At 46.9% G+C, this 22,935-nt stretch carries 18 protein-coding genes; 7 read left to right on the top strand and 11 right to left on the bottom strand.

The window, feature by feature from the left end:
- Positions 1-78 precede the first annotated feature (78 nt).
- On the bottom strand, positions 79-252 hold the full coding sequence (locus tag KVT36_RS26075; RefSeq protein ID WP_217606384.1) for a class I lanthipeptide: 174 nt from the start codon (positions 250-252) through the stop codon (positions 79-81).
- Positions 253-465: 213 nt separating this feature from the next.
- Between KVT36_RS26075 and KVT36_RS26070 the strand changes: the two genes are divergently transcribed.
- Positions 466-2,673, top strand: a complete 2,208-nt coding sequence (locus KVT36_RS26070) for a peptidase domain-containing ABC transporter (RefSeq protein ID WP_217606383.1) — start codon at positions 466-468, stop codon at positions 2,671-2,673.
- Between the two features lie 12 nt (positions 2,674-2,685).
- A complete protein-coding gene (locus KVT36_RS26065) occupies positions 2,686-3,963 on the top strand; it encodes an HlyD family secretion protein (protein ID WP_217606382.1) in 1,278 nt (425 codons plus the stop codon).
- Here the strand turns inward: KVT36_RS26065 and KVT36_RS26060 are convergent.
- A complete protein-coding gene (locus tag KVT36_RS26060; RefSeq protein WP_217606381.1) occupies positions 3,936-4,808 on the bottom strand; it encodes a sugar phosphate isomerase/epimerase in 873 nt (290 codons plus the stop codon). The genes KVT36_RS26065 and KVT36_RS26060 overlap by 28 nt on opposite strands.
- A 76-nt stretch (positions 4,809-4,884) precedes the next feature.
- Positions 4,885-5,538 (bottom strand): NAD(P)-dependent oxidoreductase, encoded by a 654-nt coding sequence (locus KVT36_RS26055; protein ID WP_217606380.1) that lies wholly within the window; start codon positions 5,536-5,538, stop codon positions 4,885-4,887.
- Between the two features lie 850 nt (positions 5,539-6,388).
- Between KVT36_RS26055 and KVT36_RS26050 the strand changes: the two genes are divergently transcribed.
- Entirely contained in the window at positions 6,389-8,113 is a 1,725-nt protein-coding gene (locus KVT36_RS26050) for a hybrid sensor histidine kinase/response regulator (RefSeq protein WP_217606379.1), read from the top strand.
- On the opposite strand, the gene KVT36_RS26045 is transcribed toward KVT36_RS26050, so the two are convergent.
- Positions 8,114-9,223 (bottom strand): terpene synthase family protein, encoded by a 1,110-nt coding sequence (locus KVT36_RS26045; RefSeq protein ID WP_217606378.1) that lies wholly within the window; start codon positions 9,221-9,223, stop codon positions 8,114-8,116.
- A 208-nt stretch (positions 9,224-9,431) separates the two neighbouring features.
- Between KVT36_RS26045 and KVT36_RS26040 the strand changes: the two genes are divergently transcribed.
- Positions 9,432-10,700, top strand: a complete 1,269-nt coding sequence (locus KVT36_RS26040; protein ID WP_254640208.1) for a sorbosone dehydrogenase family protein — start codon at positions 9,432-9,434, stop codon at positions 10,698-10,700.
- Here KVT36_RS26040 and KVT36_RS26035 read toward each other — a convergent pair.
- From KVT36_RS26035 to KVT36_RS26025, 3 genes are all read right to left on the bottom strand, one after another.
- Positions 10,693-11,334, bottom strand: a complete 642-nt coding sequence (locus KVT36_RS26035) for a hypothetical protein (RefSeq protein ID WP_217606377.1) — start codon at positions 11,332-11,334, stop codon at positions 10,693-10,695. The two genes, KVT36_RS26040 and KVT36_RS26035, sit on opposite strands and share 8 nt — an antisense overlap.
- Positions 11,335-11,398: 64 nt before the next feature.
- Complete coding sequence (locus tag KVT36_RS26030; RefSeq protein ID WP_217606376.1) at positions 11,399-12,376, bottom strand: arabinan endo-1,5-alpha-L-arabinosidase; 978 nt, start codon at positions 12,374-12,376, stop codon at positions 11,399-11,401.
- 82 nt (positions 12,377-12,458) lie between these two features.
- Positions 12,459-12,854, bottom strand: coding sequence for a VOC family protein (locus tag KVT36_RS26025; protein ID WP_217606375.1), 396 nt, complete (start codon positions 12,852-12,854; stop codon positions 12,459-12,461).
- Positions 12,855-12,908: 54 nt separating this feature from the next.
- Between KVT36_RS26025 and KVT36_RS26020 the strand changes: the two genes are divergently transcribed.
- Positions 12,909-13,430, top strand: coding sequence for an exonuclease (locus KVT36_RS26020; RefSeq protein ID WP_217606374.1), 522 nt, complete (start codon positions 12,909-12,911; stop codon positions 13,428-13,430).
- 8 nt (positions 13,431-13,438) lie between these two features.
- Entirely contained in the window at positions 13,439-13,801 is a 363-nt protein-coding gene (locus tag KVT36_RS26015) for a hypothetical protein (protein ID WP_217606373.1), read from the top strand.
- On the opposite strand, the gene KVT36_RS26010 is transcribed toward KVT36_RS26015, so the two are convergent.
- The 4 genes from KVT36_RS26010 to KVT36_RS25995 are packed head-to-tail and all read right to left on the bottom strand — an operon-like array spanning position 13,798 to position 21,727.
- Entirely contained in the window at positions 13,798-14,859 is a 1,062-nt protein-coding gene (locus KVT36_RS26010) for an aldose epimerase family protein (protein ID WP_254640207.1), read from the bottom strand. The two genes, KVT36_RS26015 and KVT36_RS26010, sit on opposite strands and share 4 nt — an antisense overlap.
- A gap of 16 nt (positions 14,860-14,875) precedes the next feature.
- Positions 14,876-17,095, bottom strand: a complete 2,220-nt coding sequence (locus KVT36_RS26005; RefSeq protein WP_217606371.1) for a hypothetical protein — start codon at positions 17,093-17,095, stop codon at positions 14,876-14,878.
- Positions 17,096-17,147: 52 nt separating this feature from the next.
- On the bottom strand, positions 17,148-18,671 hold the full coding sequence (locus KVT36_RS26000) for a RagB/SusD family nutrient uptake outer membrane protein (protein WP_217606370.1): 1,524 nt from the start codon (positions 18,669-18,671) through the stop codon (positions 17,148-17,150).
- A 17-nt stretch (positions 18,672-18,688) separates the two neighbouring features.
- A complete protein-coding gene (locus KVT36_RS25995) occupies positions 18,689-21,727 on the bottom strand; it encodes a SusC/RagA family TonB-linked outer membrane protein (RefSeq protein ID WP_217606369.1) in 3,039 nt (1,012 codons plus the stop codon).
- Positions 21,728-21,894: 167 nt separating this feature from the next.
- Here KVT36_RS25995 and KVT36_RS25990 point away from each other — a divergent pair, with 167 nt between their 5' ends.
- Positions 21,895-22,800 carry an AraC family transcriptional regulator gene (locus tag KVT36_RS25990; protein ID WP_217606368.1) on the top strand — a complete coding sequence of 302 codons (906 nt, stop codon included), beginning with the start codon at positions 21,895-21,897 and terminating at the stop codon, positions 22,798-22,800.
- Positions 22,801-22,935: the final 135 nt, after the last annotated feature.

Genomic DNA, 22,935 nt, shown 5'->3' with positions numbered 1-22,935 from the left:
AAAGCAGTGAATGCACTGAATAAAAAAAGGCGTATCAAATCTGATACGCCCTTTCTGTGCATGGTTTCCTATTATCTATTAAAGCGTGCGGCACTGCGCATTGTAGTCGCTTCCGCAACACATGCGTGCACATACGCTCACTTTTGTAAAGTCAATAGGCATGCCCCCTTTTACCATTTCCTGGCTAGCTTTTCCCAGGCTTGCTACTTTCAATTTTCCTAATGAAAGTTTTTTTGATGCTTGCTTCTTCATGGCGGTAATTGCTTTTGTAATCTTAAAAAGCAGTAAACTTTATTTGTGGTTACGAATGGCTGCAAAGTATTAACCGCTCATTGCGCTACTCTCCCCTGAAACAGTGATTTCTTAAACCAGTAAGCACTATTTTTTCATCGTTAAAAAATCACCTTTTACAGGGAGCTTGTGCGCCGGCATTCCTGCTACCTTCGCGGCTGATCTTTTAACTATATGCGTTTCCCCATCTACAAACAATTAGATACTATGGACTGCGGCCCCACCTGTTTGCGTATGATAGCCAAACATTACGGGCGCCATTATTCGCTGGACAGCCTACGGCAAATGAGCGATATGAGCCGCGAAGGCGTATCGCTGCTGGGCATCAGCGAAGCAGCAGAAAAGATCGGTTTCCGCACATTAGCGGCAGCGGTAAATTTTGAGCAGCTGGATAAAGAAGTGGCGCTACCCTGCATCCTGCACTGGAACCAGGATCATTATGTTGTACTACCCCCGCAGAACTATAACAGTAATAAAGCAAACGATAAATTATTAATTGCCGATCCAGGGCATGGCCTGGTAAAAGTAGACAAGGCTGCTTTCCTGAAAAGCTGGGCCAGTAAAGAAGATGCACAAGGTATTGTGCTAATGCTGGAACCCACCCCGCTCTTTTACCAGCATGAGGAAGATGCCGCTGCCCGTAAAGGTTTTCAGTTCCTGTTCCAATATCTAACTCCTTACCGTAAATATATAACCCAGCTGATCCTGGGCATGTTACTGGGCAGCTTACTGGCGCTGGTACTGCCCTTTCTTACCCAAAGTCTGGTAGACTATGGCGTGAATTACCAGAACATGGGCTTTATTCAGCTGGTGCTCGTATCCCAGCTGGTATTGTTTATTGGCACCACCGCTGTGGAAATGATCCGCAGCTGGATACTGCTGCATATGAACAGCCGTATCAATATGTCTATTATATCTGACTTCCTGACTAAGCTTATGCAGCTGCCCATCCGCTTTTTTGATGCAAAAATGATCGGGGACATTACACAGCGCATTAATGATCATGGCAGAATTGAGCAGTTCCTGACCACGCAAACGCTGCATACACTATTCTCTTTTGTAAGCCTGATGGTATTTTCCGTGGTGCTGGGCATTTATAGCTTAAAGATCCTGTTCATCTTTTTGGCAGGCAGTGTGCTGTCTGTTGTATGGATCGTTTTCTTTTTGCAAAAGCGTAAAGAGCTGGACTATAAACGCTTTCAGCAAATGAGCAATAACCAGAACAGCCTATATGAGCTGATCACCGGCATGCAGGAAATAAAGCTCAATAACTGCGAAACACCCAAACGCTGGGAATGGGAACGTATACAGGCCCGCCTGTTCCGCCTTAATATCAGCAGCCTTACGCTGGAACAGTACCAGCAAACCGGCAACCTTTTCTTTTCACAGCTGAAGAATATCCTCATCTCCTACATTGCAGCGCGCGAAGTGGTGAACGGGCAAATGACGCTGGGCATGCTGCTGGGCGTGAGTTATATGATAGGGCAAATGAACAGCCCATTGGAACAGCTGCTGGCCTTTTTCCGCTCTGCACAGGATGCGCGTATAAGCCTGGAAAGACTGGGGGAAATCCATAACCGCGACAATGAAGAACCGGCAACGGTTACAGATACATTTACGCTGCAAACACCCCTGTTACAAAATGGCGATCTGCAGCTGGAAGATCTTTCTTTCCTGTACAGCAGCGGCAGCAGCCCCTATGTGCTGAAAGATGTTAACCTCAATATTCCTGAAGGGAAGGTAACCGCTATCGTTGGCAGCAGCGGTAGCGGTAAAACCACCCTGCTAAAAATGTTGTTACGCTTTTATGAACCGGTAGCCGGCAAGCTACTGGTAGGGCATACGGAACTATCCCGGCTCTCGCCCAAATGGTGGCGGCGCCAGTGCGGTGTAGTGATGCAGGAAGGATTTATTTTTTCAGATACCATTGCCCGTAACATTGCCGTGGGCGATGAAAAGATCAACGAGCGCAAGCTGCTGCATGCCGCAAGGGTAGCTAATATTGAAAGCTTTATACAGCAGCTGCCTGCCGGTTATGCCACCAAAATAGGCAACATTGGCAATGGGTTAAGCACCGGGCAAAAACAGCGCCTGCTCATTGCCCGTGCAGTATACAAAGATCCGCAATACCTGTTCTTTGATGAAGCCACCAGTGCGCTGGATGCCAATAATGAAAAGATCATCATAGAAAACCTCCAACAATTTTTCCAGGGTAAAACCGTGGTAGTGATCGCGCACCGTTTAAGCACGGTAAAACATGCAGACCAGATCGTAGTGCTGGAACAGGGCCGCATTGTGGAAGTGGGTAACCATCAAACCCTTACCCGTAAAAGAGGAAAATATTTTGAGCTGGTAAAGAACCAGCTGGAACTGGGAGATTAAAAAGAAATTGTTATGCCACAATATCAACACCATCACGAAGAAGTACAGGATATTATGAGCAAAATGCCGCACTGGATCGTGCGCCGGGGCATTACCCTGCTGTTTGCCGTTGTTATACTACTGTTTGCAGGAGCATATTTTATTCATTACCCCGATGTGATCACGACCCAGGTGAACATCACTTCTGCCAACCCGCCTGTAAAAATAGTAGCGCAACCCGGTGGTAAGATTAGTGAGCTATTTGTACAGAACAATGCCGCCGTGCAGGAGAACGCTCCCATTTACATCCTGGAAAATGCCGCCCGCTATGCGGATATCCGCCTGCTGCAAACATTACTAAACCAGTTGGACACTTCCTTTAATCTGGCCCCCACCCTGCGCCGGTTTAACTTTGCACAACCTTTACAGCTGGGCGCCTTACAGGGCGGTTATGCTGCGCTGTACCAGGCGGTGAACCAGTATCTTTTTTTCACGGACAAACATTTTACCACGCAAAAGGTAGCGCAGCTGCAATCACAGCTAACCACCCAGCACCAGCTAAATGAAGAATTACAACACAAGGATATAATGTTGCAGCAACAGCTGATGCTGGAACAAAAACGCTTTAAAATAGATTCCCAGCTGGCCAGGGAAAAAGTAATAGCCCCGCTGGAATTAGATAACAGCAAACGCCAGCTGCTGGACAAACAAATGACTGCAGATGCTACCCGCGCCAACCTGCTGCAAAACAAGCTGCAGCAAACTGAATACTTAAAAACCATTACAGACCTGCAGCAACAATCCCTGCAGCAAGAAAATGATCTGCAACAAAAAGTACGGGAACAGGTAAAACAGCTACAGGGACAGCTGGAAGTATGGGAACAGCAATATTTGGTAAAAAGCCCGGTAGCCGGTAAGGTCAGCTTTTTTAAGTTCTGGAAAGCTCACCAGTTTGTAAGCAGCGGAGAAGCGGTGCTGATGATAGTGCCGCCGGTGCAGCACTACGTGGCTAAAGCAACCTTGCCGGTGTTTGGCGCCGGCAAGGTAAAAAAAGGTCAGAAAGTATTGATCAAATTATCGGCATACCCGTTCCGGGAGTTTGGCATGATCCGGGGAAATATCAGCAACGTATCTGCGGTAGCGTTAGACACTGCCTATGCTATGGATATACAGCTGGCAAATGGCCTGTTAACAACGGCTCACCGGCAGATCCCCTCACAACCTCAACTACCGGGTATTGCAGAAGTGCTTACCAATGATATGAGCATACTGGAAAGGCTGTTCTACTCTTTAAGGCCCAGCAGGTATTGAACGCTTTGCGGTACCTGTGTTTCCACGTTGCTGCTTTCGTCTTCAATGTAATAATGCTCAATGGCTGAACGTTTGGCAGCTTTCAATACAGCGGGAATATTGATCTGTCCCGTGCCAAGCGCCACATCATTTTCCGGGTTGGTACCGCCGGACAGGTTGCCTTCCACTCCTTTCTTCAGGTCTTTTACGTGCATGGTCTTAAAGCGGTTGCCATATTTTTTCAGCAGGGCCACCGGGTCCTGGCCGGGGAAGAATACCCACAGGATATCCATTTCCAGGCTTACATAACGGGGATTGGTTTGCTGTACAATATAATCGAACAGGGTACCTTTCTCATACGGCTGAAATTCAAAACCATGATTGTGATATATGAGGGTAAGGCCATACTGGTCCTTTAATATTTTGCCTACGCGGTTAAATTCGGAAATGCCTTGTTTGGCTTCATCCAGCGTTAAACCGGTTTTGCTGTGCGGAAAGCCGGCCACCCGTACGAATTTAGCGCCTAATGTTTTCGCATTTTTTGCTACCTGGTCGGTTTTGGTGGTCAGGTCTTCATAGCTCACGCCAAAGGAAGAGCATTTAATACCTCTTTCATCGATCCATTTACGTATATCCTGCGCCGTTTGGCCAAAAAGGTTAGAGAATTCAATGTCTGTAAAACCGTTCTTCTTCACCAGGTCCAGGGTACCGGGCATATCCTTTGCAAAATCTTTACGGTAGGTGTAAGACACTACACCGGGGTGGTTCTTCAGCAGGCGTTGGCCTTTTTGAGCATTAGCGGGCTGGTAACTGGTTAGTACTGTGAGCAGTAAACAACCGAAAAGCGCTAGTTTCCTTAAGATCATAAGTGGCAATTTATCTGGTTATAGCGCTAATATAATAGTTCCGGGGCAAAGATGGTAGCTGGGAAAAAGGCTTATATTAATACGCAGCGGTAAAACGCTGACGGATATGCTGCGGGTTTTCCAGCTCATCTGCAATTACCACGGCCAGGTCTTCTACGGACAAACGGCTGCGGTGTTCTGCATCAAACACCGGGTTGTTCAGGGCAGTACGGTAAGCACCTGTGCGGCCGCGGGCGCCGGCAGGGCTCATTTCAATAGCCGGGCTAATGAACGTCCATTCCAGCTCTTTTTCCTCTTTAATGATATTGAGATAATCCCGTGCTGCAGTAGCGCCGGGCAGGTATTCTTTCGGAAATTCAGGGGTATCTACCAGCTGTTTTCCAGGCGCTATTTCCAGGCTGCCGGCGCCGCCTATGGTAATAAAGCGTTTTACGCCCGATTTTTTCACCCCGTTTTGAACGGCTTTGGAACCGCTCAGGAAATCATTATACAGGTTAGGATTGGTCCAGCCGGCATTAAATGAGCTGATTACCGCATCCAGGCCGCTTACCAGCGCGGCTACTTCTGCTTCATTCGTTACATCGCCTTTTTTTACTACCAGGTTGGGATGCTCTAACGTTAATTTATCAGGATTTCTTACAATAGCGGTTACCTGGTGACCACGTTCCAGTAATTCAGGTAACAGGTGTGATCCTACAAAACCGGTTGCGCCTATGAGAGCTACTTTCATTGTAAATAATGTTTAGTGCTTAAACTGTAATTTTAAATTATACAGTTCAAAGGTAGGCATATTTATATAAATACCAAATTATTTGCCGGAGGTTCCGGGCACTCCGGAAAAGCTATAACAGGTAACAAGCCATTGACCCGGGAAGCTCCAAAGTGAAAATTCTATCGAAAATGACCGCTCACGGGGCAATTGCGGCCTGCCTGGTATATAACACGTAAGTGGGTTTTTTACATTCAGCACCTGGTTGTTGGAAGCAGGTAATCTTTATGTAAGCAGGTAATGTTCAGGGATAAGGAATGGCTGACCTTTACATACCGTGGTTTGCTCCACAAAAAAAATCACCATAAAATAACCTTTTCGTAAGGGGCATTAATGATGAGCTATAAACAATTGTTTACAAATACTTTACAACACTTCGTAACCGTATGGTAAAGCAAAATTTCATTAAAAAAAACCGGGCCAGCTAAGTCCTAAACTTATTTTATCTCGTATATAGGTACATAACATTTCGAGGTTAAGGCTACAATACTCGTTTTGTTATCATATTTTAATGACATTATCAAGCCTCCCCGGTCTTTCAAGGCCGGGGAATTGTTTTCCAGGGGAGATGCAGCCAGTGGCTTTTGTAATTATAAATTCTGTAAATTGAGTTGGGATAATACAATTTTAACAGCACCCCAGCATTTAATATCGTACGTCGATCATTAGCCTATCAGATATTAGGGGCTGCAACTGCTATTTAATATTGCAACATTAAAAGGTACCGGAAAGGTAGTAAGGGACAATCTATGCCGTTTTAGCAAGTTTAATATAAAGTGTTTCCCTGAAAATTACCTACAAACTAACTGTTATGAAAGCGCATCAAATATGGCGTTCCATTCGCAAAACCGGCACCCAAGGAGTGGCTGATGAGGAGCTTGCGCAACGGATCATGATGGTGAACACCCTCAGCTTTTCACTCTGCTGCCTGATCTTCCTGGTAGGCAGCGTTTATTTTATATTATCCGGGAAACTATCTATCCTTATTCCGGCCAGCATTGAATGTGCACTGGCTGCTACGGCTATTGTGCTGAATCATTACCGTCACTATCATGCAGCGGCGCTGGTCACCTTTTTTATTCAATGCATGGCCTCCATTTATTTTGGATTGCTGTTAGGCAATGTAATTGAGCTGCAGGCCATGGTGATCTTTTTATTCCTGATCACCTTCCTGCTTTTCAAAAAGACCAGTACCCGTGTGATCTGTTTGATCTCTGCCGTGGTGATCCTGATGATCATTGAAGGGAACTATTATTTCCATTTCGTTAACCAGGTTCCGCTGGACCTTCAGCTTACTGTTGTTTTCAAAGCATTGTCCATAGCAGGCGTATTATTGGTGATTGTGGTGGTGGGCAGGCCCTATGTGCTTAGCAAGGACCGGCTGCACAAGACCAATCACTTCAAAAAGATCTTCATTTACCAGATTACACATGAATTAAGGACCCAGCTGAATGCGGTGTATTATATAGCCCAGCTGATCAAACGCGAAATAACGCTGGACCCTCACCTGAAAAAGATCAATCCCTACATTGACCTCCTGTTCACCGTAGTAGGCAACACACGCAATATTATCAACAATGTGCTGGACATGTCAAAGATAGAAGCGGGTAAAATGGAGGATGTGCAGGAAGAATCTTTTGAAATAGATGCCTTCTTTGAAAGGCTGATGGCTGTACATAAAGTTACCGCCAAAACCCGGAATATACAGATCCAGCTGCAGATAGATCCCAAAATGCCGCCGGTAATTATATGTGACAGCTTTAAGCTGAGCCAGGCTATTGCCAACCTATTAAGCAATGCAGTGAAATATGCGGACCGGAACAGCACCATATTTTTAAAGCTTAACAAAACCAGCGCGCAAACCTGGAGCATACAGGTGGTGAACAAAGGACTGGGCATTGAGGCCGATAAGCTCAGTGCCATTTTTGAGCTGTTTGTAACCAATAGGCCTAACCGTTATACGGAAAGCACCGGCCTGGGACTGTTTATTACCAGGAACATGGTACACGCGCTGAAGGGCGAGATCCATGCAGAAAGCCAGCTCCAGGGCAATACCACCTTTACCATACAGCTTCCTCTGCAACCCGGTAAAGCAGCTGATGTGCGTGAAACCCAGGAGGAAGATATTGACCTGAGCCATGTACATATTATGGTAGCGGACGATAACGAAATGAACAACATCCTTTTTTCCAAATACCTGAGCATGTGCGGCTGTACTATTACCAGCGTAAATAACGGTGTGGAAGTGCTGCAAAAGCTGGAGCAGGGACACCACCTGCCGGATATAATATTGCTGGATCATAAGATGCCGGAAATGGATGGTGAAACCACCCTTCATCACCTGAAAAAAGACCCGCGGCTGCAAAATATTCCCGTGATCGTATGCACAGGCAGCTTTGAGTTCCACGAGCTGCTGATGCAGGCCGGCGCCTGCGATATTGTTATCAAACCCATTGATCAGCCTTCTTTATTCAAGGTGATCAGCCAGCACTTACCTCATTTTAACGAGATAAGCGCCGGCTCTCACCCCGTGTAGCTATTGCGGCGCCACCACGCCAGGGAGGCGGGTTTCCACAAAAATAGAATCTGCTGATTTATAACGCCGGGTATATACCTGCCATATCCACGACGCCTGTACGCAGCGCTCCAAACCCTGCAGGTGCGATAACATGAGGGGCTCCTGCTGTACGGCTGTTTTAACATAATCCATTAATGCCAGGAACTCTATCAGCTGATTACGCACAATACCGGCTGCCTGCCGGATGCCCTCTTCCAGGGTAAGCGCAGGCTGGTTACATAAGATCACCATTACCAGGTTAGAATCCGCCCCGTTGCGGATCACTTCTTTTTCAAAGGAGAAGAGGTCGTTCATTAACCCGCCAATAGCTGCAGTAATATCGTGCAGCCGTTCCAGTTGTTTATGGATGCCCCTTTCCGCGAGCCAGTCCCAGTCCAGGAACAGCCCTTCACTGTATTCAATAAACTTTACCACGTGATGCATGCCGGACAAATGGCAGCGGCTGTCAATGTACTCATCCACGCTGGCCAGCTTACCCGCAGCATTCATGTTGCAATCCTTATGCGCTACATAAATATGCCAGGAGTACAGGCGCAGGAACTCCCTGAACCAGGCCATGGGCGAGGTATCACGGATATAGGTTAACACTTCCACATTAGCTTGTTCAATTAATGTAACATTGTGTTCATCCATGTACAGGTCTTCCCGCAGGCTGTACATTCTTTTTTTTATTTGCGTGGCAGCTTCCTGTTCAGCAGGGCTAAGGTGGGCAAAAATATCGCGCCCCATAGTGTCGTTCAGGTAATAATCAATGGCCAGGTTTTGTACAATGGCCCGCATGCGCTCCAGCCCTGCGTTGGGATACAGGAAAGTGGCGCAGCTGATGTAATGTGCGGCATTATCCAGCCAGATACCGTACTGCTCCCCAAATACCCGCGCCTCCTGCAGCAAAGGCTGGATCTGCGGATGCGGGCTGAATGTCTGGCAATAATCGTTTAAGTTAAACCCCTCAAAGTTGAACAGCTCCAGCAGCGAGAACCTGGGAGCAGCTCCCGTTAAATTGCTGTACGATTGTTGTACGCGCGCCAATACAGCAGCGCTGGTCTGTTGACGATTGTGTGTAAACATGACTGATTGATTTATGGTTATTGTAAATGGTTATTTCTAATGGCTACACTCTAAAAAATGGCTATGCTCTAAATAAACTGGGATGCGTCCTGGAGTTAAATCATGAATAAGTTACGCAATTTAATGACGGGTATCCCCCCTTTTTGTGAATTGCCCAAACTGTGGCGGGCATGCCTTTTGCGCTGCTTATCAGGTAAATAGTATTGTTATGAAAATGATACCTTCCGTTATACTTTGGGGCTTGTTACCATGCGCCGTTATGGCGCAAAAGCAGCAGGACGGTTTGCCGGCGCCCTATGCCACCAAATCGGTGAAAAACTTCAGCAAGGTGGTCGGATGGGAACAGGGGCAGCAACCGGTTGCACCCAGGGGATTTACCGTAAGCCTGTATGCAGATGGGATGGAAAACCCACGCTGGACCTATGTAACACCTAATGGCGATGTGCTGGTAGCAGAGGCCAATACCATTAAGAATGCCTTTATGCAGGCCGGCGCCGTGATACTGGGCGCTGCCAAGGCAGAGAATATGAAAAAGAGCGCTAACCGTATCTCCATTTTACGGGATACTACAGGCGACGGGCACCCGGATATTAAAGAAGTGTTCCTGGAAGGGCTGAACCAGCCTTTTGGAATGCTTATTATGAATGGTTACCTGTATGTAGCCAATACAGATGCGTTGCTGCGTTACCCCTATCAACCGGGGCAAATGAAAATGGAAGCCGAAGGTGAAAAACTGCTGGACCTGCCTGCTGAAAAACGCAACCAGCACTGGACACGCAATATTATTACCAATGCAGACAGCTCTAAGATCTACATTGCCGTAGGCTCTGTTGATAACCTGGGGGATAATGGCAAAGAGGTGAACCCGCGCAGGGCCTGCATACTAGAAGTAGATCCGGATGGTAAAGGCGAGCGTGTATATGCTTCCGGCCTGCGTAACCCGGTAGGTATGGCCTGGGCGCCCGGTACCAAAACATTATGGGCAGCAGTGAACGAACGCGATGAGCTGGGCGACAACCTGGTACCGGATTACCTGACCAGTGTAAAGGACGGCGGTTTTTACGGCTGGCCTTACTCCTATTTTGGGCAGCATCCTGATCCGCGTATTGAAGCGCCCCGCCCTGACCTGGTGAAAAAAGCTATTGTACCGGATGTGCCATTGGGCTCACATACTGCTTCTCTTGGACTGGCCTTTTACACTAAAAAAGCATTTCCTGCAAAATACCAGGGCGGCGCTTTTGTGGCCCAGCACGGATCCTGGAACCGTTCTGAACTGGCGGGCTACAAAGTTGTATTTGTTTCCTTTAAAAATGGTAAACCTGCCGGCAAACCGCAGGATTTCCTGACCGGGTTTGAAACCGATAAAGAAGGCGAAGTACATGGCCGGCCTGTAGGCGTTACGGTATTACCGGATGGCTCTATGCTGGTAACGGATGATGTGAATGATAAGATCTGGCAGATAACAGCTGCTAAGTAGTTTTTAGGGCAGCCAGTTCCGCGTTAATATTTTCGCGGGCCTGCTGCTCATATTTATTTCTAAAGGTTTCCGTACTATAAATGTGGGGCATTTGCAGAAAATGTTGCAGCACTTTAGTCCGCCCCATATTATAGGCAGTATCATTGTACGAATTATACTCCATACGGATCTGCTGCGCATACTGCTGATATTCTTCCGAAGAGCTGCCCAGGATGGCCATGTCAAAATCCAGGAATAATAAAAGATCGTTATCAGTGCTATTACCGTCGTGCGATTTTGTGGCACGTATGTACTCCATGATCTTCTCCGCCTGTGTTACCGGCACATTGGTCTGTTGCATAAAACGGCCGGCTGCCAGCGCGCTTTCGTCTTCATTATCGGTTTTCATTACATCATACACCAGGTCGTGGTAGAAGATGGCAAAACCGATGGTATCATGATCGTGGATCATCTCTTCGTATTGCTGCTGTAACAACAGCAGGTTATGAATATGCTGCAGGTTATGATAAAAACGGTTTATGGTTGAATAGTGTGTAATGAGGTGATCAAATTCCTGTAACAGTAACGGTTCATCTGTGGTGTATTGCGCTGTTAAGTTGAGCCATTGTTCTTTTAAAGCGGGAATAAGCTGCATAATGGATTAGTTTATCAAATGTAATAAAGTGGATGAAAGCTCCAAAAAGAGTACCAGACTATTATCACTTCACCACCGGCCATCCATCCGCATCCCAATCCAATTCCTTTACCTGCAATTTTGACCGCCCCTTATCCGCTGCATCATAACCATGATAGATGATATAATCTTTCCCGTCCCAGTTGTACACCGCGTTATGCCCTACCCCATACCATTGCGCATTGCCTTGTAACACCAAAGTACCGCCGCCTTGCGTCATGGGTACATTGTCTTTATCAATATAAGGGCCGGTTATTTTTTCACTCCGCCCTACCATCATTTTATATGTGCTGGCCGGGCCGCGGCAGCAATAATCAAAGGAAACAAAGAGGTAATAATATTTATCTTTTTTGTAGATAAAAGGCGCTTCTATGGCCGCATCGCCTGCTATGGTATCGGGAATATTTGCGCTGCGGGTACGGGCAGCAAGGGTGTACCATTGTTCCGGGGTAGCCACTGCCGTTAGATTGTCCTTTAGTTTTACCAGCTTAATACCATTCCAGAAAGAGCCGAAGGCCAGCCAGGGAACATTGTTTTCATCAAACGCCAGGTTGGGGTCAATGGCATTCCATAGATCGCGGCCGGGAACGGATTGGATCACTTTCCCGTGATCTGTCCATTTAAAATCTGCGGCAGCTGGATCCAATGTTTTATTAGTAGCCAGGCCTATGCAGGAAGTGTTTTTACCGAAAGCAGATACGGCATAAAACAAATAATATAATCCATTATGATAGTTGATATCCGGCGCCCAGATATGCCCGCGGAATTTCGGTACTGCGGCCACGGCCCATGCAGGTGGCGCACTAAAAACAGGTGGCTCCTTTTGCCATTGCTGCCGGTCGGTTGATGACCATACCGTGATGCCATTGCCCGTGCAGAATAAATAATACCGGCTCCCCTGGCGGATCATAACCGGGTCATGAGCGGGAATGGGGGATTGCGCCAGGAGGGTAAGATCACCTGACAGGGCTATTAGGATTATGATGTATTTAAACCATTGCATTTTTCAGGTATTAAGGCGCGCATTCAGAACATTGAATTTCTACAGGCAAACATCATTTTGGAGGCATCGCATAGCCACGCCATTACTTATTCATCGGCTCTAACAGGTCCCACAAATTACCGTACAGGTCCTGGAAAACAGCCACCTTTCCATATGCTTCAGCTACCGGCTCCCGTACAAAAGTGACACCGTTTTCTTTCATTTGCCGGTAATCCCTTTCCAGGTCATCGGTGTACAGGAACAGGAATACGCGCCCGCCGGTTTGGTTGCCTATACGGCTTTCCTGAGCTTCGTCGGCTGCCTTGGCCAGCAGTAAACAGCAGCCGGTTGATCCGGGTGGCGCTACCCGCACCCAGCGTTTGGTATCGCTTAAAACGGTATCTTCTACTAAAGTGAAGCTCAATTGCCGGGTATAAAAGGCTATGGCTTCATCATAATCTTTTACTACCAGGGTTAAATGGGCGATATGTTGTTGCATGATGATAAAGTTAACCGTCTTTTTCGCAATTTTGCACTGTTTAAAAATATAGCAATGGCATATATAATGGTTGATATTGAGAGCGATGGCCCTATTCCCGGTGATTATTCTATGATCTGTTTTGGCGCCGTAAAGGTGGAGGATGGTTTGGAACAGTCCTTTTATGGTGAATTGGCGCCTATATCTGATAAGTTTATACCGGAAGCGCTGGCTGTATCGGGCTTTACGCGGGAACAAACATCACAGTTCAATGATCCTGCAAAAGTTATGGGAGATTTCCAGGATTGGATTAATAAAGTTTGCTCTACCGACCGGCCTATTTTTATCAGTGATAACAATGGTTTTGTCTGGATGTTTATCTGCTGGTACTTTCATCATTTCCTGGGAAGAAACCCTTTTGGATTCAGCTCTCAGAACCTGGGCAGCTTGTACAAAGGCATGGAAAAAGATACTTTTAAGAACTTTAAACACATGCGGGTTACTAAACATTCACACAATCCCGTGGATGATGCAAGAGGAAATGCGGAAGCCTTATTAAGGATGAAGAAGGAGTTTGGATTGAAGATTAAGTTTTAATTAAAATTATGTTTTTTATAATTTTCCTTTTTATAGGGCTAGGCTTACTTTTTACATTATGGGCCATTATGTGGCTTTTAAGAGATGCCATGTTCACCCGGCTGGTAAAAAAGGAATTTAGCAAATATGGCTATAACGTTCTGGAAGTAAAGGAAACCAGGAAGAGATTCGATATTCCATCAACAGATCATCAGCCCGTTATTACCATTGGAATAACCACAAGAAGAACAATAATCCAGTTCAGAGAAGTAATTTTCTCCGATGGGCAGACAACTACAAGCTGCCTGGCTGCTATGAAAACCGTCACATACAAAAAGCCCAGGCTCTTCTTTAATATTAATTTTCCTAAAGTATTTAACACTAAATATTAACCCTTCACCCCAAACTCATACACCGTTACCGCCTCATACACCTCCCCCGGCTCCAATACCGTATCCGGAAATTCCGCATGATTCGGGCTATCCGGAAAAGCCTGTGTTTCCAGCGCCACCGCGCCATGTTGCACATACACCTTACCCTGCTGCCCAACAATACTCCCATCCCAATAATTAGCCGTATACACCTGCATGCCCGGTTGGTCTGTGAATACCTTCAAATACCTCCCGGTATGCGGGTCTTCTAATATTGCCACGGGGCCGGGGCCCTGACTCAATACATAGTTATGATCAAAACCCTTATCCTGTAGAAAATCATTAATACGCTTGCCTATGCGTGTGGGTACAGAAAAATCCGCGCCGGTGCCGGCCAGTGGTAATATACGGCCGGTAGGTACATTGTGTGCATTCTTTTCAGTATAGTGTGCAGCATTCACCTGCAGCACATGATCCGTGATCAGCGGCTGTTCAAAACCGCTCAGGTTAAAGTAACTATGGTTCGTAAAATTTACAGGGGTTCGTTTATCCGTAACCGCGGTATACGTGATCACCAGCTGGTTTTGCTGGTTCAGCACATATTGCACTTTGGCCTGCAGGTTGCCTGGGTAACCTTCTTCTCCGTCTTTGCTGGTATATTCCAATACTACGCCGGCTTGCTCCCCTTCGCGGATCAGGGAATCCAGTGCCCATACTTTAGTATGAAAGCCGTTAAAGCCACCGTGCAAGTGGTTGTTATCGTTATTTACAGTGAGCTGAATGGGTTGACCATCCAGCATAAAACGGCCTCCGGCAATGCGGTTGGCGAAACGGCCTACCACGCATCCAAAATACCAGGGATTATTTGCGTAATCTGCAGGCTGTTCAAAGCCGGCCACAATATTCTTCAACACACCATTCCGGTCAGGTGTATAAATAGACATTAACGTGCAGCCCAGGTTGGTGATGTGTACCGTAATGTTCTCATGCTGTAACGTAATTAAATACAAAGGCGCGCCATGCAGCGTGCCACATTGTTTGCTGGTTAAGGCTACTGTTGTCGATTGCCGGGTATTCAAGCTTCCTGTTTTATGGTCAGTCATGTACAGGCACCAGCCTCACCAGCAGCGCGTCTTTCACCGGTACTGTCAGTGAAATGGATGCCTGTCCGCGGGTTACCTGGCCTAATGACCGGCCGGTTAACAAATCCGTTATAGTATAGGCTTTGGTGTTATCCAGGCCTATATCTTTTATATTGAACGTTTCTTTAAACTCCTTTTGCGTAGCAAAGTTAAAAGCTGCCAGCATAGTGGTATCACTTTTTAAATAAAAGCTCAGCTGCTGGTCCATGGTTTCACCATCTGCCATACGCTGTGGGGTGAACACTTTTGGCTGACTAAAGAAAGCGCATATTTCCGGATTATTCAAGTACCGCTGCGCTCTTTCCGCAGCTACCTTGTCGCGGAAGTCGGAGCCATCGCCTAAAATGCTGCCCATTACCATCATGGCGTACAGCCGTACTTTAATTTCCTGTTCCGTGAGGTCAGGATTTTTCTGGAAGTGTTTCATGATGGCAACATCCAGGTTGGTGTAAGGCCATAAGGTGCCCTGCATCCACCACAGGTGCGATCCGCTGGCCAGCGACGATTCCGTGCTGCCCCAGCCTGGAAAGCCCGGCTGGTCATCGCGCAGGTGGGAATACACATCCGTGGATACGAACCGCGTATGTGCATACTGGTGAGGGAACATGGGAGATATAGCCATGGTAATGAAAATGTCCGGCCCCATAATAGAATCCACCAACCCCTTCAGCATTTTCATGCCCTGGTTGTATGCCTGCATGCCGGTTCGCACATGCTTGTCATACCGGGTGGTGGATTCTAATGAACCTGCGGTTAAAAAATCTATCTTAATAAAAGATGCATTAATGGCTTTTGCTTTTTTTAATTGTCCGATGATGTATTCCCGCACAGCCGGGTGTGTAGGGTCAATGGCAAACGCGCCCCAGTCCCCATCTTTGTAGGCTATGGGCTGGTGGTTCTTATCTTTCAGCACTACATCTCTTAACAGTACTTCTGTACCATTCAGCTTCGTTTGGTCCATGGAATTTTTCCAGGTCCATACGGCAAAGGGTATAAAATAGAAGCCCAGCTGCTGGTTCTTCTTTTTACCATATTTACCTAAAGAGGCCAGCAGATCAGTGGTGTAAATGCTTTGATCGTAGGAATCAATACTTAGTACCGGCTTCGCATACTTGTTGAAATTATTCAGCGTGTAAATGAAGTCTGATATTTTGGCTACGCCGGGCGGCATCATTACTTTCTCATATCCTAACACCCCTTCTACGCCAAAGCTGTTCCAGTAAAACGGTGCAAAGCCCTGCCAATCAAGGTGGCCGGCCTGCAATACATTCACCTTGCCGTACCCTACAAAATCCTTTCGGGTATCATTCGTTGCAGCTAAATATATGACCGGCGAATGCACGGTTTCACCTTGCATGGTCCCATGCGGGGTATGATCATGTGTGCCATCCAGGCCGCCATAGGCTGCGGGTAAGGCTTTATTATCTTCCGTAGCAGCGCCCCCGTAAATATTAAAAGTATCCAGCACTCCTTTTTCTGCCCCAGTTTTATAAACAATCCCTGTTTTCCAGAAATCGTGCGTAATACTACCTGTTACCAGGCCGGCAAAAGTATTGTTATCATACAGGGAGGCAAACTCGTAGCTGATGCCCCGCACCGGTTTAGCCGCATCCATAGGCCAGGCCTGCGCCAGCACTTTTACCCAGTTGTCGTTATCAAAGGGAACATCCAGGATGCGCGGCTCGGTTCCGGGAATAAATACACGTCCTTTTTGTGCCGCTGAAACGCTGAGCGGTGATATATTACGGGTTTCCGGTAAAGCAGCTACTGCTTTACCGGAAACTGCTTCTACACTGATCAATAAAAATGGCTGGTTCTCATAGAGAATAATATACTGGATCAGGCTCAGAGGCTGCTTATCATCCGCATGTACCAGGCGCAGGCTGATACCTTTGCCCAACGTGCCTTGTACGGCATCTGTAGCAATAGTATGACTGCTAAAATCAGCTGTACCCAGGTAACCTGCATGAACATCCTCCACATAAGCAGTAGTGTTCTGTAGCTGCACACCGTTCTGAAAATAATAGCTCACTTTCCCGGAAGCATAATTCACCACTACCTTTGCCTGCGCATTGGAAAGCAGCAGGCTGTCTTTACCATCCTGCAGCTGCTGCGCTGATAGCTGTCCGGCAAACAATAAACCAATGAGCGATAATAATTGTCTTTTACACATACATTCATCTTAGTAAAACGAAGTGTGAAAGCATCCTTTCACACTTCATTGTTTAATAACCCGGGTTCTGATCTGACAGCTTTAACGACTGGTTATTTTCAAACTCGCGGGTAGGTATTGGGTACAATAAATGTTTCTCCGTGATGTTGGGAGCAGCATCTATATTATGTGCTTTTACCTCTGTAAGCAGGGTGCCGGTGCGTTTCAGATCAAACCACCGCCATCCCTCAAAGCCCAGTTCCCGCATGCGCTCCAGCATCAGCTCCTTACGCAGCTGGTCTTGCGTAAGCGTGGTGCCGTGGGCGGTTTCATAGTTCTGCAAACCGGCGCGGTTGCGGATCCTGTTCAGGTTTTGCATGGCTACCGCCGTGTTACCCAGCTCGTTCTGCGCTTCTGCATACATGAGTATTACATCTGCCAAACGCAGGTAGTACAGGTTGCGGGATGATCTATCACTGCTTACAGATACGCCTTTGGTAATATCAAACTTCTTGATGTGCGGCTTACCTACATCTGACCACCACGAATAATCTACCGGCTTGCCATCCTTATCAAAGAACAGGGTGCGGAAGGTGGCATCCTTGCGTTTATCGCCTGCTTCAAAACTGTCAAAGAAATAATCGGTTGGAATGATCACATGACCACCCGCGCCCGGCAGCTCCGGAGAATTGATCTGCCAGCATCCCAGGTTAGCAGGCAGGTTGCTGGTATTATTGTTTTCGTTTGAGAACTGTATTTCAAATAGTGATTCAATATTATTCTCATTGGCTTCTACAAACAGATCGGCGTAGTTGGCCATGAGCGTGGTGTTGGATGCAGTTAACAGCGGCTCCAGGGTGGTTTTGGCATTGTTCCAGTCTTTACGCGTCAGGTACACTTTACCCAGCAAACCAGTAGCCGCTTCTTTAGTGGCGCGGCCAGTATTTCCTTCACCGCCTTTGGCTGTAAGGTTAGCTGCGGCAAACTGCAGATCAGACACGATGAGCTTATACACGTCTTCTTCACTGCTGCGGGGTAATCCGCCTTTCTGGTCAGCCACGGTGCTCACTTCTTCCGTAGGCATGGGCACAGCGCCATATGCCTGCACCAGGTAAAAGTAAAATAAGGCGCGCATGAACCTAGCTTCACCCAAAGCCTGGTTCTTAGTAGCATCACTGATGGCTACACCAGGAATACTGCGGATGGCGATGTTGGCATTGGTAATGCCTTTATAACAATCTATCCAGAAGCCCTGCACTACATCATTCTGCGCGGTCATGAGTGTCGAATAGGTGTTTACGGCGCAGAAGTTTTGCCAGTAAGTACCCCAGGTAGGTACAAACAAAGTGGTCTTGCCTTCATCAGTACCCACCATCCCTACAATTACATAATCAGAGCGCTTCAGCTCCAGCAGCTGCCGGTAAATGCCTACTATACCGGATTTTACGCCTGCTTCATCTTTATACAGCTCTTCCGGTGAAATAAATACCTCCGGTTTTATATCCAGCTGTTTGGTACAACCGGCCAGCAGCATCCCGGTCATTATGAAGACCAGCGTGATCTTGCTTACATTGGAATATTTATGTGCAAATAACATGTGATTCAGTTTTTAGATTATAAACCCAGGTTTACGCCAAGCAAAAAGGTGCGGTATCTTGGATAGATATCAGCCCGCTGGCTCTGGTCCATATTACCATTGATCTCCGGGTCAATACCACGGTATTTGGTGAACAGGAACGGCTCCATTACCTGTACGTATGCACGCAGTGAGCGTACCTTGATCCTGCTAAGCAGGTCCGGAGAAAAATCGTAAGACATGGTAATATCCCGGATGCGGATGAAATCCCCCTTCTCTGTTGCATAGCTGGAAGAGCCCTGCGGCAGCATACGTAAGGAGCTGCCGAATGCATTCGGACGCGGCACATCGGTATTGGTATTGGTGGGCGTCCAGTAGTTCAAACCTTTTTTCAGCACCACATTATGGCCTCCACCCATGTACAGGTAATCTGTATATGCTTTGTCGTACACATCATGGCCGTACATGTAAGTGGCAAATACGGTCATGGACACACGTTTATAGCGGAAGTAGTTCCATACACCGCCCCAGCCTTTAGGCGTGGTACGGCCTACAATAGCGCGGTCATAAGGGTTTATGATCCCATCGTTATTAATATCCTTTACTTTAATATCACCAGGATGGCCGGAAGGGTTCAGCTTAAAATCATCGCCCTGCTGGTATAAACCATCATACACATAATCCACTATCAGGCTGTTGGGCGCTTCCCCTACTTTGAGGGTAGGGCTTAAAGAATCTCGGCCAGGCAGCAAAGCGGTGATCTTTGATTTATACTTAGACCAGTTCAGGTTCACCTGCCAGTCGAAGTTGGGTGTTTTTACCGGGTACAGCTTCAGACCAATATCTATCCCGCGGGTATTCATAGCTGCTACGTTGATCATCTTATTACTGAAACCCTGTGAAGGCGCCAGGTCCTGGTTCAGCAGCAGGTTACGTATGTCTTTGTTATAGAAGTCAAAGGTGAGCTGCACGCGCGAGCTATTCATAGCCAGGTCAAAACCGGCGTTAAACTGGCGCTGGCTTTCCCATTTCAGCGCACTGTTACCGGCGTTGCCGCCTAACTGGTAACCGGTGGATTGTGAGCTACCGTTAAAGGGATAAGCAGCAGCATCCATGCGGGTATAAATACGGTCGTAGCCAATATCCTGGTTACCCACTACCCCATAACTTACGCGGATCTTGGCATCATTCACGAGCGATTTCATTTTAAAACCAATGAAAGGCTCGTCTATTAAACGCCAGGCACCGCTTACAGATGGGAAGAAACCATGGCGGTTCTCAGCTCCGAAGTTGGATGAACCATCGTATCGTGCTGTTACGTTAAAAATGTAACGGTCCTTAAATTTATAGATCACGCGGCCCAGGAATGAGTTGATCACCCGGTTCCAGTAATCGCTGGAAATATTATCCCGCCTGGCAGCAAGGCTCATATTCTTATACGTCAGCTCATCTGTGGGGAAACCAGAGGCCTGCTCAAAGTTATATTCCTGCCTTCTTTTTTGCGTGGTATAACCACCCAGTATGTTCAGGGAATGATTTTCCGATGGATTGTAATCGTAGGTCAGCGTGTTTTCCCATACCCAATCGCGGTAACCGAAGTTCTGCACTTTGGCAACACCCAACTGTGAATAACCATCATATGTGTTGCGTGGGTAGTATTCAAAACGCTGATTCTTGTACACGTCCAAACCCAGGTTAGACCGGAAGTTCAGACCGGTGATCACTTTATATTCCAGGAACAGATTACCTATGAAACGGTCGTCTACACTGTGGTTAGTGGCATCTTTGGCCAGCGCTACCGGGTTATCTGCACCAATACGGCCAGTGCTGGGATCTACTTCCACCAACGGTTTACCCGTGGAGTCATAGATAGGCCGCAGTGGGCTCATGGTCACTGCATTGTAATAAGCACTTTTGCTCACTCCATCTGTTTCTATATGGGAGATGTTTGTGTTTAAACCCATGGTGAGCTTATCTGATACAGCCGATTCCATGTTGCCTTTTACGGAGTAACGCTTCATGTTAGAGCCGATGATGATACCGCCCTGGTTCAGGTAGTTGCCGCTCAGATACACCTTATTGCGGCCAATGCCGTTGGAGATGCTGAGTGTATGACTTTGCAGGGGCGCTACCTGCGTAATGGCATCGGCCCAGTTATAAGACTTGCCAGCGGCAAGGCTCTGCAGCTCACGAGGGCTGAACACCACTGAATCTGTTTTAGGATCGTTCAGCGGCCAGGCTACCGGGTCTTCATCGCTCAGGGCTACCCTTCTGATATTAGCGTAGTCTTTTGCATCAATAAAATCATAAGCGCGTGAAATTTTCTGTATACCGTAATAGCCGTTATAGTCTACCGACGAGCGGCCTGCCTTTGCTTTTTTAGTAGTGATGATCACTACACCGGCAGCGGCCCTGGCGCCATAGATGGCAGCGGCAGAAGCATCTTTCAGCACATCTATGGATTCAATATCGTAAGGGTTGATCTCGCGGATATCGCCGGTCATGATCACACCATCCACTACATAGGTAGGGCCTGAGCCTTCTGTGAGGGAGTTGATACCCCGTATCTTTATATTAGTACCACCGCCCGGCTCAAAGCCTCCGTTGGTTACCTGCACGCCCGGCACCCTGGATTGCAGGGCACTGTTGATATTGGTAACGGGCATTTCGCTCAGCTCTTTACCGGAAATGCTGGCAACAGCGCTGGTAAGGTCTTTTTTCTGTTGCTGGCCGTAACCGATCACTACTACTTCACTGAGGCCGGAGATGTCTGTTTCCATAGTAACCGTGATGCCGGTATCTGCCGGGGAAACATTCACGGTATGGCTTTTGTAGCCTACATAGCTGAATAACAGCGTTGCTCTACCGGTAACGGCCATACTGAAATTACCGTCGGCATCTGATTTCTGTGATGCTTTTTTGTTGGCGGTGTTGGTAATTGTTACAAATGGAAGCGGTTTTTTAGAGGTGGCGTCCAGCACCCTCCCATGAAGCTGATTGGTTTGTGCCTGTACCCGAACCTGCATTCCGAGGCACACGAATAGCAGTAAAAGGTAAAAGGATGTAATATTTTTCATAACCAGAATTTTAAGCACGACGAGCGGTTGCTGCCCGGCATAGATTGTCCCATTGTGGATTTGAGCCAAAATTCGTGATTGGGAATTACACTAAGAATAGTGATTTTTGCGGTAATGATGGATTTTTATACGGTATTCCGGGAATTACTAACTTATTATATTTGCGCATGAAAGAGAAAGTGGCGAGAAAACGGGAAGGCTTTGAAGGGCAACGCCTCATTGTTTTGCCAAAGAAGATCAGAACAGATTTTCTGACCAAAGATCCGATCACCCGGCAGATCTATATTACTGATATTGGCTACTATCCAAAGGCCAAGGGACATTATATGAAGCGCTCTGCCGGTATTGGACAGCACATTATCATATATTGTGTGGAGGGCAGCGGATGGCTGGAAATTAACCGTAAACGGGTAGATATTTCCCCTTCCCAGTTCATTACCATTCCTGCCAATACCCCACATACCTACTCTGCCAATGAAGACGATCCATGGACTATTTACTGGATCCACTTTAAAGGCGACCTGGCAGCATATATTGTAGACCTCATTCTGCAGCACGCCAAAAACTACAAGCCTTATTTACCGTATAGTGATAGCCGCATTAAGCTGTTTGAAGATATTTACAGCAACCTGGAACGGGGTTATACGGCGGATAATTTGCGGTATGTGAATATGATCTTCTATCATTTCCTTTCTTCCGTGCTGTACGAAGACAAATTCAACTTCATTAAACATACGAATGAAAAAGATGTTATTGCAGCTACGCTGGATCTGATGCAGCAAAAGATCCATACCCGAATTACACTGAATGAGTTTGCGGAGTTTGCGAATTTATCGGTGTCTTATTTCTCTACTATTTTCCGGGAAAGGACGGGTTATGCGCCGGTGGAGTACTTTAATCATTTAAAAGTGCAGAAGGCATGCCAGTATTTGCTGCTGCCGGATATTACTATTAAGGAAGTGGCGGAGAGTTTGGGCATGGATGACCCTTACTACTTCTCGCGGATGTTTTCTAAGCTGATGGGGGTATCGCCGAAGGAGTACAGAAGGAGGAATAGGCCGGAATCTCTTTAAATGAAAGTCAGGAATTGAATCGATACAATTTCATTGCTCTCCGTATGTCTCTTCATCGTGGTAGTATTACATAAAGTGTGTCAACGGGTTTAAAGATTCAGTTTTAATCGATCACTAAATATAATAGATAATTGT

Source organism: Chitinophaga sp. GbtcB8 (assembly GCF_019091455.1).
GTDB lineage: Bacteria > Bacteroidota > Bacteroidia > Chitinophagales > Chitinophagaceae > Chitinophaga.
This window is presented reverse-complemented; position numbering and strand designations above follow the sequence as displayed.